18 protein-coding genes are annotated in these 18,634 nt (G+C 51.7%); 6 read left to right on the top strand and 12 right to left on the bottom strand.

Features of this window, described 5'->3' with window-relative positions:
- Window positions 1-9 precede the first annotated feature (9 nt).
- The 6 genes from ACZ5R2_RS05695 (at window position 10) to rsgA (ending at window position 8,246) form a co-directional block, all read left to right on the top strand.
- Window positions 10-1,218, top strand: a complete 1,209-nt coding sequence (locus tag ACZ5R2_RS05695; protein WP_464901384.1) for an aspartate-semialdehyde dehydrogenase — start codon at window positions 10-12, stop codon at window positions 1,216-1,218.
- On the top strand, window positions 1,175-1,951 hold the full coding sequence (locus ACZ5R2_RS05690; RefSeq protein WP_464901383.1) for a WecB/TagA/CpsF family glycosyltransferase: 777 nt from the start codon (window positions 1,175-1,177) through the stop codon (window positions 1,949-1,951). The genes ACZ5R2_RS05695 and ACZ5R2_RS05690 overlap by 44 nt, the downstream gene beginning before the upstream one ends.
- Window positions 1,952-2,129: 178 nt before the next feature.
- Window positions 2,130-3,953, top strand: coding sequence for a hypothetical protein (locus ACZ5R2_RS05685; protein ID WP_464901382.1), 1,824 nt, complete (start codon window positions 2,130-2,132; stop codon window positions 3,951-3,953).
- A 430-nt stretch (window positions 3,954-4,383) separates the two neighbouring features.
- Window positions 4,384-6,108, top strand: coding sequence for a sodium:solute symporter family transporter (locus ACZ5R2_RS05680; protein ID WP_464901381.1), 1,725 nt, complete (start codon window positions 4,384-4,386; stop codon window positions 6,106-6,108).
- Window positions 6,109-6,204: 96 nt separating this feature from the next.
- Window positions 6,205-6,876, top strand: a complete 672-nt coding sequence (locus ACZ5R2_RS05675; RefSeq protein ID WP_464901380.1) for a YoaK family protein — start codon at window positions 6,205-6,207, stop codon at window positions 6,874-6,876.
- Between the two features lie 275 nt (window positions 6,877-7,151).
- Entirely contained in the window at window positions 7,152-8,246 is a 1,095-nt protein-coding gene (gene rsgA / locus ACZ5R2_RS05670) for a ribosome small subunit-dependent GTPase A (protein ID WP_464901379.1), read from the top strand.
- Between the two features lie 142 nt (window positions 8,247-8,388).
- Here the strand turns inward: rsgA and ureG are convergent, their stop codons facing one another.
- From ureG to urtB, 12 genes are all read right to left on the bottom strand, one after another.
- Complete coding sequence (ureG, locus tag ACZ5R2_RS05665; RefSeq protein ID WP_464901378.1) at window positions 8,389-9,012, bottom strand: urease accessory protein UreG; 624 nt, start codon at window positions 9,010-9,012, stop codon at window positions 8,389-8,391.
- A gap of 21 nt (window positions 9,013-9,033) precedes the next feature.
- A complete protein-coding gene (locus tag ACZ5R2_RS05660) occupies window positions 9,034-9,726 on the bottom strand; it encodes an urease accessory protein UreF (protein ID WP_464901377.1) in 693 nt (230 codons plus the stop codon).
- 15 nt (window positions 9,727-9,741) lie between these two features.
- Window positions 9,742-10,305 carry a HupE/UreJ family protein gene (locus ACZ5R2_RS05655; RefSeq protein WP_464901376.1) on the bottom strand — a complete coding sequence of 188 codons (564 nt, stop codon included), beginning with the start codon at window positions 10,303-10,305 and terminating at the stop codon, window positions 9,742-9,744.
- A 52-nt stretch (window positions 10,306-10,357) separates the two neighbouring features.
- A complete protein-coding gene (ureE, locus tag ACZ5R2_RS05650; protein WP_464901375.1) occupies window positions 10,358-10,810 on the bottom strand; it encodes an urease accessory protein UreE in 453 nt (150 codons plus the stop codon).
- Between the two features lie 35 nt (window positions 10,811-10,845).
- A complete protein-coding gene (gene ureC / locus ACZ5R2_RS05645) occupies window positions 10,846-12,549 on the bottom strand; it encodes an urease subunit alpha (protein WP_438458995.1) in 1,704 nt (567 codons plus the stop codon).
- 72 nt (window positions 12,550-12,621) lie between these two features.
- Complete coding sequence (locus tag ACZ5R2_RS05640; protein WP_438458996.1) at window positions 12,622-12,957, bottom strand: urease subunit beta; 336 nt, start codon at window positions 12,955-12,957, stop codon at window positions 12,622-12,624.
- Window positions 12,958-12,967: 10 nt separating this feature from the next.
- On the bottom strand, window positions 12,968-13,270 hold the full coding sequence (ureA, locus tag ACZ5R2_RS05635; RefSeq protein WP_438458997.1) for an urease subunit gamma: 303 nt from the start codon (window positions 13,268-13,270) through the stop codon (window positions 12,968-12,970).
- Window positions 13,271-13,295: 25 nt separating this feature from the next.
- Window positions 13,296-14,207: an urease accessory protein UreD gene (locus ACZ5R2_RS05630; RefSeq protein WP_464901374.1), complete on the bottom strand. Its 912-nt coding sequence runs from the start codon at window positions 14,205-14,207 to the stop codon at window positions 13,296-13,298.
- On the bottom strand, window positions 14,204-14,899 hold the full coding sequence (urtE, locus tag ACZ5R2_RS05625; RefSeq protein WP_438458999.1) for an urea ABC transporter ATP-binding subunit UrtE: 696 nt from the start codon (window positions 14,897-14,899) through the stop codon (window positions 14,204-14,206). The genes ACZ5R2_RS05630 and urtE overlap by 4 nt, the downstream gene beginning before the upstream one ends.
- A 1-nt stretch (window position 14,900) precedes the next feature.
- Entirely contained in the window at window positions 14,901-15,752 is an 852-nt protein-coding gene (gene urtD / locus ACZ5R2_RS05620; protein WP_464901373.1) for an urea ABC transporter ATP-binding protein UrtD, read from the bottom strand.
- On the bottom strand, window positions 15,749-16,906 hold the full coding sequence (urtC, locus tag ACZ5R2_RS05615) for an urea ABC transporter permease subunit UrtC (protein ID WP_464901372.1): 1,158 nt from the start codon (window positions 16,904-16,906) through the stop codon (window positions 15,749-15,751). Before urtC ends, urtD begins: the two co-directional genes overlap by 4 nt.
- A 10-nt stretch (window positions 16,907-16,916) precedes the next feature.
- Window positions 16,917-18,545 carry an urea ABC transporter permease subunit UrtB gene (gene urtB / locus ACZ5R2_RS05610; protein ID WP_464901371.1) on the bottom strand — a complete coding sequence of 543 codons (1,629 nt, stop codon included), beginning with the start codon at window positions 18,543-18,545 and terminating at the stop codon, window positions 16,917-16,919.
- Window positions 18,546-18,634 lie beyond the last annotated feature (89 nt).

Below are 18,634 nucleotides of genomic sequence, written 5' to 3'. Positions count from 1 at the left end.
CGCTGTATAATGTTAGACAGGATTTCTAAAGACATTCTTAATAATGCAAAACAGGATAATTTTGCTGGCTATGATCCCTTTGACGGTCTAAACAGCAAATATTTGACTAAGCACCCTAAATTGCGCAAAAGTCTCTTTGGACTAATATGGCTTCAATTTAATAAACGCTCAATTTTTAATTTTCGACCTCTGTTAGGTGTAGCAAAAAATCGCAACCCAAAGGGCATTGGGCTATTTATACTCGGCCTATTAGAGAATTACCAAAGAACAGGCGAGCAAGCCTATCTTGCTCAAGCCATCGAGTTGGGTGATTGGCTTCTTGATCAACGCTGCGACCCTGATGTTTGGCAACACAGCTGCTGGGGTTATCACTTTGACTGGAATGCCCGAGCGTTTTATGTCCCCAAAGGCAAACCCAATGTGATCACTACCATCTATGTAGCACAAGCGCTCTACCAGCTTGGCAAGATTACGGATCATCTAAAGTACATGCGACCAGCATTGGATGCAGCCCACTTTATCGCGCAAACCTTAGTGGTTGATAAAGGGGATGAGAGCTATATCGCCTACATTCCTGGAGAGACAGCCTTTGTTCACAATGCCAACTTATGGGGAGCGGCGTGGCTGGCTAAAACTGCCAGTATCACTCACGACTATGCGATGATCGAGTTGGCCCTGCGCTGTGCTCGCAGCTCAGTTCGCGCACAAAAAGATGATGGTTCCTGGGTTTATGGCACCCGCAGTCACCACCAGTTCATCGATGGGTTCCACACCGGGTACAACTTAGAGGCGCTGCACCTGATCAGAGAGAGTCTCAGTATCAGCGAGTTTGATGTGGTAATAAAAAAAGGATTGAACTTCTATCGCCGCGCCTTGTTCGAGCAAGATGGTACAGCTAAGTATTACCAGCAATCTCGCTATCCCCTTGATATGCACTCTGTTGCTCAGGCGGTCCTGACTTTCACCAAAGTTGGAGGCACGCCCCAAGACATGCGTTGGGTGGAGAAAATATGCCAGCGCTCAATCGATACCCTCTACAGCAAAAGACAGCGGCGCTTTGTTTATCAAAAGCATTCGCTCATGACCAACTCAGTAAACTACATGCGATGGACACAGGCCTGGGTTTACTATTCTTTTTCATACTTTAGCCGAATCAAGTCGCAAGGAGCTCCCGGTGAAACGAATCAACTTTCTCAACAGTCCTATGGATGTCGCTAGTATGGATGAAACCGTATCGCAGATTGAAACCGCGATACTTGATGGCCAGTTTACTCAACACGTGGTCGTCAATGCCGCCAAACTGGTGAACATGCAACACGACCCAAAGCTAGCCCAGTCGGTGACAGAGTGTGACTTAATCAATATCGATGGTATGGGTGTGGTGTGGGGCGCTCGTTTTTGCGGTCATGACATCCCTGAACGTGTGGCTGGTGTGGACCTGTTCCACAGCCTTGTCACCATGAGTGCAAAGCGCTCGCTGCCCATTTTTCTGCTTGGTGCCCAAGAGGAAGTGGTGGCAAAAACGGCTCAGACCTTGAGTCAGCAACACCCCGACCTAGTAATAGCAGGTTACCACCATGGCTATTTCTGGGATAACGAGCAAGCCGTGGTCGACAAGATCCGCCTCTCTGGTGCCAAGCTTCTATTCGTGGCGATCACCTCGCCAAAAAAAGAGAACTTTATCAACCAGTGGAAAGATAAACTTGGCGTTAACTTCGTTATGGGAGTGGGTGGGACTTTTGATGTTGTGGCAGGCAAGGTCACACGTGCGCCATTGTGGATGCAAAGTGCCGGTTTAGAGTGGCTACATCGAGTCATTCAAGAGCCACGTCGGATGTGGAGGCGCTACCTGGTCACCAACTCCACCTTTGCCTGGTTACTCATCAAAGAGCGACTGAAAACCTTCAAGTCGCCGACACCTACCTCTGGTCAAGATGCGGATAGGATTTAGCCCAGCGATGAAAGTACGTACACCCAAGGAGGGAGGTACTGCTGATAGAAAGCAACCTTACAATATGAAAATAATAACTTTACACAGTACGTCACGTTGCAACCCATGAAGCATCAGCCAACAGAGCTGCACCTTCACACTATATTCACTTTGATTGAGAAAATTTGGTAGGTTCGACATGACGTTGATTAAAGCCATTATTTGGGATCTGGATGAGACCTTCTGGAGCGGGACGCTTTCTGAAGAAGGGATCACGCCGATAGAGAGCAACATTGATTTGGTCAAGCGCTTGACCGACCGTGGGATCATCAACTCAATCTCTTCGAAAAACCACTATGACCAAACTCAGCAAAAGCTCGAGGATTTGGGGGTTTGGTCCTATTTTGTCTTCGCCAAAATTGGTTTTTATGCCAAGGGCAACGCGGTCAAAGACACTATTGAGGCGATGGGACTGCGGCCAGTGAATGTGCTGTTTATTGACGATAATCACTTAAACCTCAAAGAAGTACAGACCGTTGTTCCGTCGATCCACACCATGCATCCAGATCAGTTGTCACAATTAGAATCGCTGTATGACGTAAAAGGCAAGGATGATAGACAACACAGCCGCCTAAACCAATACAAACTATTGGAACAAAAGCATCAAGCCAAGAGCCACTACGACACTGACTTGGATTTTCTGCGCGACTCCAATATTCATGTTTACCTCAACTCAAGTGTTGAGTCCGATATTGAACGACTCACCGAGTTAGTATCACGCACCAATCAGCTCAATTTTACTAAGCAGCGTGACTCTCAATCAGCACTGACGACGCTAATACGCTCAGACGATTTCGAGACTTTGAGTGTCAAGGTGGCCGATAACTATGGTGATTATGGCTTAACTGGCTTTATCGCGGTGCATAAGCAGCATCAGCAGCTAGTCCACTTTGTGTTTTCTTGCCGGATCCTCAACCTTGGTGTGGAGCAATTTCTTTATCATTACCTAGGGGCCCCCAAACTCAACATTGTAGGTGATGTATCCGGTGAGTTAGATAGCGACTTTTGCCCAGACTGGATAGCTCTAAGCGAGAATACGACGCAGGGTGTGCAATCACAGCCAGAAGCCAAGACAAAGCAATTACATATCCTACTAAAAGGTGGGTGTGATTTGACCCAAATGACCATCTATCTGACCAGCAAAAACGATATTGAAGAGGAAGTGAACTATACCAGCTCAGGCAATATGCCCATTCACCCTGATCACTCATACGTTATGTTGGGTAAGACACGTTATCGCGACAATGTTCCATTCCTGCCGCGCTCAGCCTTTGAGTCCCAACTGTCAGACTCACGTTTTGACTACGTGATCTTCAGTGTACTGATGGACTATACCCAGGACCTGTATCGCTCTGAAGATGGTCATATCACACCGTTTGCGGGTTATTACCGCCCCCTCAAAACCAAGGGCATCGATGAGCGAGAAGTTGCCCAGCTTGAGCAGTTTTATAAGACACATACCAACATTGGCCCAATTAGCGGTGAAGAGTTCTATACCAATCTCAACCAACTGCTGAACGTTATCGCACCTAACACACGCTTAATATTGATTAATGGTGCTGAGGTTGAGCCGCCTTTAAAGGTTGAGCCTGGCTGTGTAGCAAGGCACAAGGAGATGAACAAGGTTGTTGATCGCTTTGTAAGTGAGAACTCAGAGCGGGTTACTCTAGTGGATGTGAGGAAGCTCATCACCAGCACCAGCGACTACGCCTATGATATTCGCCACTATAAGCGCAGAGTATATCAACGCCTTGCTGAACAACTTTCTGGTGTGATCAATCAGAGCACAAAAACGGGTAACGCCTACCTGCTTTATCTGATGCACAAGCTAAAGAGTAAAGGTGTGGTGCGAGTGCTTGCGGATATGATGGAGCAAGTAAACTACCGCCTAACTCAGTGCTATCAACGCCTGTCATCACGTAACCAAAAGTCCGTAGCACAAAGTCGTAAGCGACCAGAATAGGTCACGATATAAGTTACCTGATAGCGCGATGTTAGTCGCGCGCTATCAGCTTAATTCCGCGATAGATACCGTTCACCATGCTCACCACGCTGGCGGCACCAGCAGGCGAGAGCGCCGGCATTGCGACCAGCAGTCGGGTTTCATTTCCACCTCCTGCCATCACAGCCCAGTAGACTGGGCTAAATAGCCCCTCCGAGAGCGCACTGACATACTGTTAACTTTCGTCAAAGTGCACCAAGCCACGTTATTGGTCGCCTGGGTAAGGCTTTACAATAAGAGTGCTTTCTCCACTAATAGTGATCGATATCGCAAAATGCGATCATGCTTTTGTCATACAATATTTTTAAAACATTATTTTGAAAATACTCTTTGAAAAGGCTGTTTGCAAAAATAGCGCCTCCCTGTTTTTCTCACATTTTGGGTAACTCACGTGACACATCTCGATTGGTCAGTACTAGCACTGTATTTTGTGTTTTTACTAATCGTAACCTCGGCGTTTAAGCGCCATGCCAGCAGCGCCGATGGCTTTATCAAGGGCAATGGCGCCATGACTTGGTGGATGGCGGGTGCCACCGCTTTTATGACTCAGTTTTCCGCTTGGACCTTTACCGGCGCGGCCGCGAAAGCGTTTGAAGACGGCCTGAGTATTATGTTTGTTTTCTGGGGCAATGCGCTGGGCTTTTTTGTCTCGGCGCTGTACTTTGCCAAGCGCTATCGCCGCTTGCGCGTGGCGACGGCCATGGACGTGATCCGCCTGCGTTTTGATAAGCTGTCTGAGCAAGTCTTTACCTGGTCAAGCTTTCCGATCACGCTGGTCGGTGCCGCCATCTGGCTCAATGGCTTGGGGGCATTCCTATCGGCGACCTTTGGCATCAGTATCGATATCACGATTATTGCGATTACCACACTGGTGACCTTTATCGCAGTGGCAGGTGGGGTATGGACAGTCTCCGCCACCAACGTGATCCAGTTGGTGCTGCTGGTCACCATCACCGTCGTGGTCGGCGCTACCGCAGCAAAACATGTGGTAAGCCTGCCGGTAGAGTCCGTCCCTGAGATGATGATGGGCGATGATATCTCGGTATGGCAGATCTTTGTTCTGTGGGCCGGGGTGATGATGCTCAAGCAAACCCTTAACACCAATAATGCCCTGAGCAGCTACCGGTTTTTAATCACCAGTAACGAAAAAGAAGCAACACGCTCTGCACTGCTTGCTGGATTCTTGTTTCTTTTCGCACCGCTGTTGTGGTTCTCACCGCCATGGTTTGTTGCCTCGCTGGATGTCGACTTAGCCTCAACCTATCCAAACCTTGGTGCGGGCGCGAACAATGCCGCCTATCTCTACTACATCGAATACTACATGCCCCATGGTCTATTAGGCTTGGTGATGGTCGCGATGTTGGCCGCGACGGTGTCACCCATGACCACCGCGCTCAATCGCAATGCAGGGATCGTGGTCAACAATGTGTACTTATCATTGATTAATCCGACAGCAAGCGATCAACAGCAGATGCTGTGGGGTAAAGCCTCGACCCTTGCCACCGGTATTTTGGCTGGCGCAGTCGCGCTGATCTTCGCTCGTATCGAGGGCTACAGCCTGTTTGATATCATGATGATCTTTACCGCGCTATTGCAGATGCCGCTTTCAGTACCCTCTTTCCTCGCGCTGGTGAACTTGCGCACCCCATCATGGTCTGGCTGGGCGACCGTATGTGTTGGCTTGCTGGTCTCGGCCTTCATGCATTTTATCTTTGACGTGCACTGGCTTGAGCCTTGGACGGGCGTGCTCAATGGTCGCGAGCAGATTGATTTGGTGATTGGTTTGACGCTGGTTGCGCATATCGTGGTCACCGGTGGCTTCTTTATCGCTACGCGTTGGATGGCGCCAAGCCATAGTCATAGCTCAGAGGTAGGGCAACGCCTTGCCACACCGATGAGCGAGCAAGAGCAAACACCGATTGACCATGCCAATGGTATCTTTATGGGCCGAGCAATGGTGGCACTTGGAGTCATTGTTTCGCTGTTTGCCTTCACCACTGAAAGCATATCAGATGCTGCCATCTTCATTGGCATTGGTGGGGCCATCTTCTTGTGCGGCGCTGGCCTTGCCTCGATGTCGCAGCGCCTGCACAAACTAGCACTAGCCGCAGCCTAATTTCGCCGATATAATGCGCCGCTTTTTCGCCCGTGACCAGCACGCCAGCTTCTGGTTGAGGGTAATAAGCGGCACATTTTTTAGGCAAGGTATAGGTTGATTACAAAACTCCCCAAATGGATCGAGTACGGTGCATTTCTTCTCGCGTTTGTCGCGGGGTGTATTAATGCTATTGGTTTGCTCGGCTTTGAGCACCAATCGGTGTCACACCTATCTGGCACGGCAACGCTGATCGGTGCCAGCCTGCTTAATCATACCCCTTCAGTCACCTTGCACCTCGCTGGTGTCGTGGTGGCTTTTTTTGCCGGTGCTGCCCTCTCTGGCGTACTGCTACCGAGCACGGCCGTTAAGCTTGGCCGTCATTACGATACCGCCCTCGCGATTGAGGCCTTATTACTGCTGATTGCGATGTATCTGCTGGCGAATGATTCCTTCTATGGCCACTTTGCTGCCTCTGCCGCATGCGGCCTGCAAAATGCCATGGTGACCACTTACAGCGGCGCGATTGTCCGCACCACGCACCTAACGGGGATCATCACCGACCTTGGGATCATGCTTGGCTCTATGCTGCGCGGTGAGTCATTTAACCGTCGACGCGTACTGCTGTTTAGCCTGATCACACTCGGCTTTATCAGCGGTGGCGCAGTCGGAGCTTACCTGTTCAGCCGCTGGGCCTTTTTTGCCTTGATGGCGCCCTCGGCCATCTGCGCGCTACTAGCAATGGGTTATCGAATTTACCTGCAGTGTGCCGCAAAACGAAAAAAATAGAGACAAGGCGATTATTTCATCGCTATAATCGCCACGTATATTAACTGTAACGACTAACAAAAACTGGAGGACACGAATGATTGTAATGACTTTTAACCACTGGGCTATGCAGAAGTAACGAAAACCACAACCCTTTCCTTACTAGTACTTCCCTACTTTTATCTTCATAGCCCGGACTATCCGGGGTCTAAACTCATCTCGAATTTGACCCTAATCGTGTTATTACTTTTAGGCGCATCGTCACATCTAAAGATCGCGTCTGGGACAATTCGGCAATGAACCAAAAAACGATTATTTCTCAATCAACTATTAATTTAGAAACCACAACAAACACTCAAACACCTTCAATCCAACAGCTTGGATGGAAAGGGTATTTTCAACAGCAACTGTCACTCGAAGACTATGAGGGCAGAGTGTTTGCGCGCGTTATCGCACACCATCGCAGCGGCTATGTGCTCTGCTCTGAACAAGGTGAGATCCGTCTGGATATTCACCATAACCTACCTGCAATGACGGTCGGCGACTGGGTGATCCTCGATGAAGGCCAGCAGTTTGTGAGGCTTTTGGATCGTCGTAGTCTTTTTAGTCGTAAAGCAGCCGGAACCAAGGTAGCGGAGCAGTTAATTGCCGCCAACATCGATACCCTGTTTATTGTGGTTTCGCTTAACGATGACTTTAACCTTAGTCGTATTGAACGCTACCTAGCACTTGCACTGGATGCTGAGGTTGAGCCTGTGGTGGTTTTGACTAAAGCAGACTTGTGTCTCGATAGCGACATGCTCAAGCAGCAGGTCAGCGCACTGAATCCGCTGATGATGGTTGAAGCCGTCAATGCTCTAGACGCCGATAGCGTCCAAAGCTTAGAGGCTTGGTGCAAGCAAGGGCAAACCGTCGCCTTTATGGGCTCATCGGGGGTCGGCAAGTCAACCCTGGTCAATACCCTGATGGGGCAACAGGCACAAGCCACCGGTTCGATCCGCGAGGATGACAGCAAGGGTCGCCATACCACTACCTCACGCTCCATTCACGTGCTGCCTGCTGGCGCAGTATTGATTGATACACCGGGAATGCGCGAGTTGCAGTTGGCCGATTGCGAACAAGGCGTCAGCGAGACCTTCGCCGATATCGAAACGCTCGCCAGTGCTTGTCGCTTCAGTGACTGCGCCCACCAAACCGAACCAGGCTGCGCCATCCAAGCCGCACTGGACTCCGGCGAGCTCGAGCCCCGCCGACTCAACAACTACCTCAAACTCCTCCGCGAGCAACGCCACAACGGCGCCACCCTAGCCGAACAGCGTGCGCATGACAAACAGCTTGGGAAAATGTACCGAAGCGTGCAAAGCGCAAGCCGTCAGTTCAAAGGTAAATAAGAAGATTCGAGGGGACTTGCGCTAGGGTGCGAGGTGCGGGGACGGACTGCGTCCTACGAGGTGCGAGGAGTCAAACGCACGTGATAAACTCCTCGCATCTCGGAACGAAGTGAAACTCGAACCTCGCACCTGCTCAAAAACGCTAGCTTTTGAGCGTGAGCATGCCTTCGGTGACGATGAAGTCAATGATGGTGTCTAGGCCTTGGCTCTCTTTGAGGTTGGTGAAAACGTAAGGCTTGGTTGGGCGCATGCGGGCGGTGTCTTGCTCCATAACCTCGAGGGAAGCGCCTACATATGGGGCGAGGTCGATTTTGTTGATGACCAAAAGGTCTGAGCGAGTGATGCCCGGACCACCTTTGCGCGGGATCTTCTCGCCTTCAGCAACATCAATCACATAGATGGTCAAATCCGCGAGCTCTGGGCTGAAGGTGGCGCTGAGGTTATCGCCGCCGCTCTCGACAAACACCACATCGAGGTTTTTGTGCTTTTTCGCCAGCTCTTCAACCGCGGCGAGGTTCATTGAGGCATCTTCGCGGATCGCTGTGTGTGGGCAGCCACCGGTTTCGACACCGATGATCCGATCCGGCTCTAGCGCCTCAGCGCGAGTCAAAATTTTTGCGTCTTCTTGGGTGTAGATATCATTGGTCACCACGGCGATATTGAGCTTATCGCGAATCGACTTACACAAGACCTCAAGCAGGGCTGTTTTACCCGAGCCCACCGGCCCACCAATCCCGATACGTAGTGGTTGTTTGTAAGTTTCCATTCTGTTCTGTTCCTATCTTTTTTATGAGCGAAATAGCCGCGTGTACTGGGTTTCATGCAGGGCACTGGCTAGGGCAATCGACGGCGTAAAGCTGCCAATCATCCACTCTTCTATTTGTAATGCGCTCGCGATCACGCGAGGAAAGCTGTCGGTAATATTGATCAAGGCCAGCTGGCCATCGGTCTGCCCAAGGGGAATCAATTTCACCCCGGCAGTCACCAAGTTCTCAAGCCAGCTCCATAGATAGCCTTGCTTTAAGGTATCGATATCGATAGACCACGCCCTAGCCGCAACACACAGCCCTAATAGCTGGTTGGGCTGACAGGGTAAGTCCTGTATCAGGCTTAAATCGATATCCAGTTTGCCAAGCAAGGTGCTCATTGCCAGGCCACGCTGGCGCTCTTCGGCGCGCAGCTCACTGGTTTCACGGCTGGTGTACAGCACCTCACTCCAGTGAATTAAGGTATCCGTATCCTGCTCACCCAGCGCGTGGTAGAACTTTTCTAGTACTGGCAATTCGAGGGTCGCAATGCTCGACTGCGCCATGTATTCAAGCCACTGCTCCATGCTGGCGCGATCATGTACCCATCCCGCCTCCACGGCATACTCTAGCCCTTGAGAGTAGGTAAAGCCGCCAATCGGGAGCGATGGGCTGATCAACTGAAACAAGCGGTAGCAAGCGATCTGCTTCGGGCTTGTGCTGAGCGGATTCATTGGCAGGCTCCGCGCTTATGCAGCCAGTAGTAGCACGGCGCTTGCTGAAGCAACACCAAGCGATAGCCACTTAGAGCGGAGCACTTGGCCTACCATGTTCCCTGCCGCCATTAGCGCTGCCGCACTGAGCAACATACCCATTGCAAACAAAGATACGCTACCGGTCGCTTCAACGCCGTGAGCGTAGCCGTGGAAAAACAGCATCGCTACCGCGGCGCCACTAGCGACGTTAACGCGTGCAGTTGAAGGTGAGAAGGCTTGCCATAGACAAACGCTCACCACAAACAATGAAGCAATGATCGCAGGTTCAACCATAGCGGCAAAGCCCAGCATTTGACCTGCAAACAGACCCACCATCAATGACGCAATGCCTGCACCTGCCAGTTTAAGTGCTTTCGTGCGCGTCAGTGCAACGCAGGCTACCAGTAGACCAAAAGCGACCAGCATGATCAGGTGATCCACACCGGTCACAGGGTGCAAAAGGCCTGCAGAGAAAGAGTGGTGGTCATGACCTGGGTGTGCCAATGCCAGAGAAGGGGTAGCCAACAGCGCTAGAGCTGCAGTAAATTTGGTTTTCATAATCGATTCCTTTAGGGGTATTTTTATTCCGTAATAACGATGCGTATCTGCATTAATGGTGATGATGATGACCACCTGAGCGGCCGCCATAAGCGCCGCCCTCTGGCTCAAATGGTTGCAGCTCTGAGGTCACGGTTGCCCCTAAGCCTTCCACCATCTCGTCAAGCACATGGTCGTGCTGGTAGCGCACCCAGCCCGCTTCAACTTGCAGCGGCACGTGACGGTTACCAAGATGGTAAGCAACGCGGGTCAACAGATGCGCATCATCGCAATACACACTCGATACCTGCTCAGGGGCAGCCTTGACCTCAACCACTAAGCCACACTCACTGTGCAGCTGCTCACCACCACGTAGAATGTGCCCGCGCGGCAAAAACAGCCCGGCCTCACGACCATCGTCGAGGGTGACCTTTAGGCGACTCTTGATCCGGCTATCGATGGGCAGGCTCAAGTAACCGTCGGCCTGATTACTGCCTTGGCTGTCGATCTGAGTTAGTTCAATCATGTTGTTATCGGCTCCTATACAACTTAATCAGGAAATTAAAACAAGAAATAGCGCTGGGCCATCGGCAGCACGTCGGCTGGCTCACACACTAGAAGCTCACCATCGGCGCGCACTTGATAGGTTTGCGAGTCAACCTCAATCTTCGGCATCCAGTCATTGAGCTTCATATCTGACTTGCTGATATCACGGCAGTGGCTAACCTCACCAATCAGGCTATTGAGACCCAACTGCTCAGCGATGTTGTCTTTGGCTGCTTGCTGTGAAACAAACAGCATTGATGTGTTCTGACTCGCCTTACCGTAGCTACCAAACATCGAGCGGTAGTGAACGGGCTGCGGGGTCGGGATAGACGCATTTGGATCACCCATCGGCGCCATCGCTATCATGCCGCCCTTTAGGATCACGCTTGGCTTAACGCCAAAGAAGGCCGGTTTCCACAGCACCAGGTCGGCAAGCTTGCCCGGCTCAATCGAGCCAATCTCGTGCGCCATACCATGGGTGATGGCAGGGTTAATCGTGTACTTAGCAACATAGCGCTTAAGGCGGAAGTTATCACTGTAGCTAGAGTCTTCCGGCAGGCTGCCGCGCTGCACTTTCATCTTGTGCGCGGTTTGCCAGGTGCGGGTGATCACCTCACCCACGCGGCCCATGGCTTGTGAGTCGGACGCGATCATCGAGAATGCCCCAAGGTCATGGAGAATATCCTCGGCCGCAATCGTCTCGCGGCGGATACGTGACTCGGCAAACGCCACATCTTCGGCTATCGATGGCGATAGATGGTGACACACCATCAGCATATCGAGGTGCTCATCAACGGTGTTGATGGTGTAAGGGCGAGTTGGGTTGGTAGAAGATGGCAGAACATTCGCCTCGCCTGCGGCGCGAATAATATCTGGCGCATGACCACCACCTGCTCCTTCGGTGTGATAGGTGTGGATCACGCGATCACCAATCGCGCCTAGGGTCGATTCGACAAAGCCCGACTCATTAAGGGTATCGGTGTGGATGGCTACCTGCACATCCATCTCATCCGCCACGGTAAGGCAGGTATCGATGGAAGCCGGTGTGGTACCCCAGTCTTCATGCAGCTTGAGCCCGACTGCACCAGCGGCAACTTGCTCGCGCAGCGCCTCAGGCTGACTGGCATTACCCTTGCCCAGCAGGCCAAAGTTCATTGGGAACTGATCGAGCGATTCCAGCATCCGATGCATGTTCCAAGGCCCTGGGGTACACGTAGTCGCATTAGTGCCGGTGTTAGGCCCGGTGCCGCCGCCAATCATCGTAGTGACGCCAGAGGCTAGCGCCTCTTCAATCTGCTGTGGACAGATAAAGTGAATGTGTGAGTCGATACCGCCCGCGGTGAGGATATTGCCCTCACCCGCTAGGACCTCAGTACCTGGGCCAATTACGATATCAACGCCCGGCTGCACATCTGGGTTGCCCGCTTTACCTAACGCTTGGATACGACCATTTTTGATCGCCACGTCGGCCTTAACGATGCCCCAGTAATCCAAGACCACGGCATTGGTGATCACCAAATCGGGGGTCTCTGCACTTGGGCGCTGGCTCTGCCCCATGCCATCGCGGATCACCTTGCCACCGCCAAATTTCACTTCATCGCCATACACGGTGAAGTCTTTCTCAACCTCAAGCCACAGCTCTGTATCTGCTAGACGTACCCGGTCTCCCAGCGTGGGACCAAACATCTCGGCATAAGCCTGTCTGGATATCGTCGCCATTTTCAATCCTTTGTTTTTGTTTTGGTTGCCCGCAGAGCTTGCGGGCAGAAATTGAAGTTTTCAGGCAGGCGGTTAGACCTTACCCATCACTTTACCTTGGAAGCCATACACCTCTAGCTTGCCGGCGTAACGCACCAGCTCAACCGTGCGCGATTGGCCCGGCTCAAAGCGCGTCGCGGTACCAGCAGGAATGTTGAGACGAAAGCCTTTGGTCTGCTCACGGTCAAACTCGAGCGCTTGGTTGGCTTCATAGAAGTGATAGTGAGAGCCAATCTGAATCGGCCTGTCGCCAAGGTTCTTGACGGCCACTTTGCAGGTATCACGTCCTTGGTTGATCTCTATCTCACCGCTTGGGGTTTCAATTGCGCCAGGGACGAAGCCACCGACGGCTACTTTGCTTGCTGCCATCATCGCCTCCTTAGACTATCGGCTCGTGCACTGTGACCAACTTGGTGCCATCAGGAAAGGTTGCCTCGACTTGAACATCCGGGATCATCGAGGGCACCCCCTCCATAACATCCTCAACGCCAAGCAGGGTGCGCCCATAATCCATTAGCTCAGAGACAGTTTTTCCTTCGCGAGCGCCCTCTAAGATGGCGCTGCTGATAAAGGCGATCGCCTCTGGGTAATTAAGTTTTAAACCTTTGTCTTTGCGCTGCTTAGCCAGTAGGCCTGCACAAAAAATCAGTAACTTATCCTTTTCTCTTGGTGATAATTCCATGTTACCGCTCACATCTTATTTGAAATTATGTTGCCCAAATCCTAGGTCGGTCTGGCGTGGTATCGGTGAGATGCGCGCGGGTGAGTTGCCACACGGCGCTGAAAATATCGATCATCGACTCGCTCCAGTGACCGAGTGCTCGCACGACCAACATCTGTTCAACCTGAGTTACACCAAGTAAGATACCTGGCTGCCCATTGACCTTTGGGATCCCTGTTGTACTAGAACAGAGCAAGCTCTGTACCAACTCAAGCAAGTGCATATCATTGGTTTTGATATACAGAGCTCCAACCAATGGATAATTAAGCAAACCTTTATTAATCATTAACTTATCACCACCAATAAAATTTAACCCTTCGGTGATAATTCGTTTTTCATCGACGAATATCTCGGTTTTGCCAATCAGATGACCACGGTCAAATCCCTCATTTAGTGCAGGGCGACCAAAACAGTGCATCTCCCAGCCCCAAAACTGTGCATCGGCATCCAGGTGGATTTCGGTGTCCAAGCGACTGTGCGCGTTGGGAAAAAAGATATTCTCTTGGGGAAACCACTCCAATCGCGCCCCCGATTTGACCCGCAATACTTGGGTTTGGCGCGCGTATTTATTATCAGAGCGGTAGAACTTGGTCGCCCCCGGTGTGGTCACTAGGACCTCGGCACCATGGTCGACATCGACATTGATGGATAGGGTATCGCCACCCACTACTCCACCTGGCGGGTGGAGTAGATAGGTATGACAAGTGGTGCCATCAGGATAAAGCGGCCGCTGGATTGCCAGCGGTCCACGTTGAGAACGGTGCTTGAGCACCGTTTTATCGCCGCGCTGGGTAAAGGTCAGGTCAAGCTGCGCCTTCCAGCCATCACGGATATCCTGCTCAATTGCACCACCAATCTGGTGGCTCGCCGTCGTATCACACTCCAGCACTGCACTCATACGGTCAGATACTCCTTGATCAAGCGCTCATCCAGCTCATCAATCTCACCTTGTGCGACTTGGCGACCGCGGTCGAGGATACAGAAGCGATCACCAACCTTACGCGCAAACGGCAGTTTCTGCTCCACCAAGAGCACAGTCAGGCCGAGCTTTTCATTCAGCATGCGGATAATATCGCCGATCTCCTGGACGATATTGGGCTGGATGCCCTCAGTAGGCTCATCGAGGATAAGCAGTTTCGGGTTAACCACCAGCGCGCGACCAATCGCCAGTTGCTGCTGCTGACCGCCGGAAAGGTCACCGCCGCGGCGATGAAGCATCTCTTTCAGCACTGGGAAGAGCTCAAAGATAAACTCAGGGATCTTGCGATCGCCCTTAGCGCGGATCGGCAGACCCACCTCAAGGTTCTCTTGGACCGTCAGCATTGGAAAAATCTGTCTTCCCTGCGGGACATAGCCAATCCCTTGTCGTGGACGCTCTTCGGCATCCAGCTTGAGTAGCGACTGCTCGCCAAGTTTGATATCACCGCTCTGGACTTTCACTAGGCCCATGATGCATTGCAGCAGCGTGGTTTTACCCACGCCGTTACGACCCATAAGCACAGTGCACTTACCCTCGGGAATAGTCATATCTAGATCCCACAGGGTATGACTCTCACCATAAAACTGGTTTAACGATTGAATCTCTAACATCCTATTCTCCGAGATAAACTTGTTTAACTTCTGGGTGGGCTTGAACCTGGTCCATGCTGCCTTCAGCCAGTACGTGACCTTGGTGCAACACGGTCACGTGGCTGGCAATCGAGCGCACAAAGTCCATATCGTGCTCAACCACCACTACCGAGTGTTTACCGGCCAGTGAATTAAGCAGCTCTGAGGTACGGTCCATCTCTTGGTGGGTCATCCCTGCAACGGGCTCATCGACCAGCAGCAGTTTTGGGTTTTGCATCAGCAGCATGCCGATCTCCAGCCACTGCTTCTGACCGTGAGATAGGTTACCGGCGCTGTTGGTCGCTTCATCTTTGAGATGGATAAGCTCTAGCACCGACTCCAGCTTGTCGCGCTGCTCGCCGCTCATCTGTGCGCGGAAGGTTCCCCACACCGAGCGCACGCCCGCCATCGACAGCTCAAGGTTTTGCCATACGGTGAGACACTCGATCACGGTTGGCTTTTGGAACTTACGCCCGATACCCGCATTCGCGATCTCGGCTTCGTTCATCTTAAGCAGGTTGATGTTTGAGCCAAGCCACACCTGACCACTATCAGGTTTGGTCTTACCCGTGATGATGTCCATCATGGTGGTTTTTCCAGCGCCGTTGGGGCCGATGATGCAGCGCAACTCACCCTCACGGATATAGAGGTTGAGATCATTGATGGCGTTAAAGCCATCAAAGCTCTTGTTCACCCCTTCGACATACAACAGTACGTTGTGGCGGGTATCGATCGCCGGGTGCACATCCGGCCTTAGAAAAGAAAATACCTCATCACGTCGCGTGAAGGATTGGTAGTTACTCTTGATTTGCTGTACCGATTGCAATGCACTCATGCCGTGGCCTCCTTCACTGGTGTCTCTGCTTTCTTATCGCGCTTAAATAGCTTGGCAAGCAGCTGAGTTTTGCTGCTAATAAAGCCCATCACCCCTTGCGGGAAATACATGGTCGATAGAACAAAGATGCCACCTAAGGCAAACAGCCATACTTCTGGAAACTCAACCGTAAACCAGCTCTTGGCGTAGTTGATGATAAGCGCGCCGAAGATAGCACCGAACAAGGTTGCACGGCCGCCAAGCGCAACCCAAACCACCACCTCAATCGAGTTGATTGGCGTGAATTCACCTGGGTTGATAATGCCGACTTGAGGCACATATAGGGCACCAGCAATACCGGCGATCACTGCCGATAGCACAAACACCCACAGCTTGATGCCATCAACGTCATAGCCCATAAAGCGGGTGCGCGACTCGGTATCACGAATAGCCAGTGCTACTCGTCCTAAACGCGAGGTGACCACCATGCGGCACACTAGGTAGCTCAGCATCAGTGCCACGCCAGTGATCACAAACAGGGCAACCTTAGTGCTGTCGCTTTGTAGGCTAAAGCCAAGAATATCTTTAAAATCGGTCAGGCCATTGTTGCCACCAAAGCCCATCTCATTGCGGAAAAATGCCAGCATCAAGGCGTAGGTCAATGCCTGAGTCATGATGGATAGGTAAACGCCAGACACCCGTGAGCGGAAAGCTAGGTAACCAAACACATACGCCAGAGCACCAGGTACCAGCACCACCATCAAGGCTGCAAACCAGAACTGATCGAAGCCATGCCAGAACCACGGCAGTTCCTCCCAGTTAAGAAACACCATAAAGTCCGGCAGGATTGGGTCACCATAGACCCCACGGTCGCCAATTTGGCGCATCAGGTACATACCCATCCCATAGCCACCGATGGCAAAGAATGCCGCATGGCCAAGGCTTAGAATGCCGAGGTAACCCCAGACCAAGTCCAAGGCAAGTGCCAGCATCGCATAGCTGAGGTATTTACCTAGCAGTGAGACGGTAAAAGTCTCAACGTGCAGTGGGTGGCCAATGGGGAGTAACGTATTGGCCAACGGGACAAAAATAACAGCAGCAAGCAGAACCAGGAGGGTAATTTGCCCACCACGATCGCCGCGCATGGCTGAAAGAACAAACGATTTCGACTGCATAATGCGCTCCTTAACCTTCAGCCGCACGGCCACGTTGAGGGAACAGGCCTCGTGGACGTTTTTGAATAAATAGGATGATAAACACCAGGACTAAGATCTTGGCTAGAACCGCACCGGCCCATGGCTCAAGCACCTTGTTAAACAGGCCAAGGCTGAGACCTGCCACCAGCGTGCCCCATAGGTTGCCGACACCGCCAAACACCACCACCATAAACGAATCAATGATGTACGCTTGGCCCATGTTTGGCCCGACGTTAGTCAGCTGCGACAATGCAACCCCAGCGATACCGGCCACACCAGAGCCAAGACCAAAGGTCATCGCATCGACGCGCTCAGAGCGAATGCCCATTGCGCGCGCCATGGCGCGGTTTTGCGAAACCGCACGAACCTGCAAGCCTAGCGGGGTTTTCTTAAGCACCATCAGAAGGCCAAAGAACACCATCACGCAGAAGACGATGATGTACAGGCGGTTATAAGTCAGCGAGAGCATTGGGTTAATCTCAAGCGCCCCTGACATCCAACTTGGGGTACTTACTGAACGGTTGAGTGGAGAGAAGATAGAGCGCACCGCTTGCTGCAAGATAAGACTGATACCAAAGGTCGCAAGCAAGGTTTCCAGCGGGCGGCCATAGAGATGGCGGATCACGCTGCGCTCAATCAAGATACCGACCAGACCGGAGACGATAAAGGCCATTGGAATCGATAGGATTAATGCAAGGCCTACTTGCTGTGGCAGCAGTTGCTGCATCACGTAGGTGGTATAGGCACCAATCATGATCAGCTCACCATGGGCCATATTAATCACGCCCATCACGCCAAAGGTGATCGCAAGACCAATCCCGGCGAGGACTAACACTGAGCCCATGCTCAAGCCAAAGAACACGGTTTCAACGCCAGCATATAGGCTTTGGGATTGCTGATACTGGGACAAGGCTTTGTTTGCAGCAGACGCAACCTCGGCTGCAGGTTCAGTCGCCAAAACTTTATTAAGGGTCTGCGCCACAATCGGCAGCTTATAGTCACCGATGGTATCAAGCGCCGCGACGCGCTTAGCATCGCTTTGCTCTGCGTCATTAGCGATATCTATCGCCAGGGCCAGCTCAATCAGCTCAGCGACCTTGCTATCGTCTTCAATCGTCAGACGAGTCGCCAGTGCCTCAAGAAGCTCATCATCTTCGGTACCTAGCAGGGCCATCACGGCGCTCTGACGCACACTGGCCTCATCGCTATTGATACCCAGCGAGGCAAGCTCAGCACGAATTTCACGCCGTAAGCGGTTGTTAACTCGCACCCGTTTAAATTGACGACTGTTCTCGATCGCCAGCGTTTGCTCGCTCCAAGCATACTGTGCCAGTGGCGCTTTTTTCGGATCATCAATCACGAACAGCGCCTGATGGTGCTCGCTTGAGGATTGATCAAAATAGTACAATTGGCCGTTCAGCCAGCTGTTAAGGATGAGTTTGGCCTGATTGGCTTCACTGTTGGCCACCAGCCATTCAATCGCTTGCTGTTTGTGGCTGTTGTTCTTACCAATCAAGGCTTGCTCGAAGCTTGCCTGATCGCTCACCGCCGCCCAGCTCACGCTTAGCGAGGCAAGCAGTAAGCACACTGCTTGAAATATTTTTAATACATTCTTCATTTCTTAGGTCCTTCATCAACCAAGCATTGTTATTGGTTGGTTAGGCTTTTGGCCTACCATGTTCTTTTTGCTTGGGTACCACGAATAAC

The organism is Vibrio sabulosilitoris (assembly GCF_055391395.1).
Note: the sequence above shows the minus strand (reverse complement) of the source record. Positions and strands in the feature narration are given on the sequence as shown.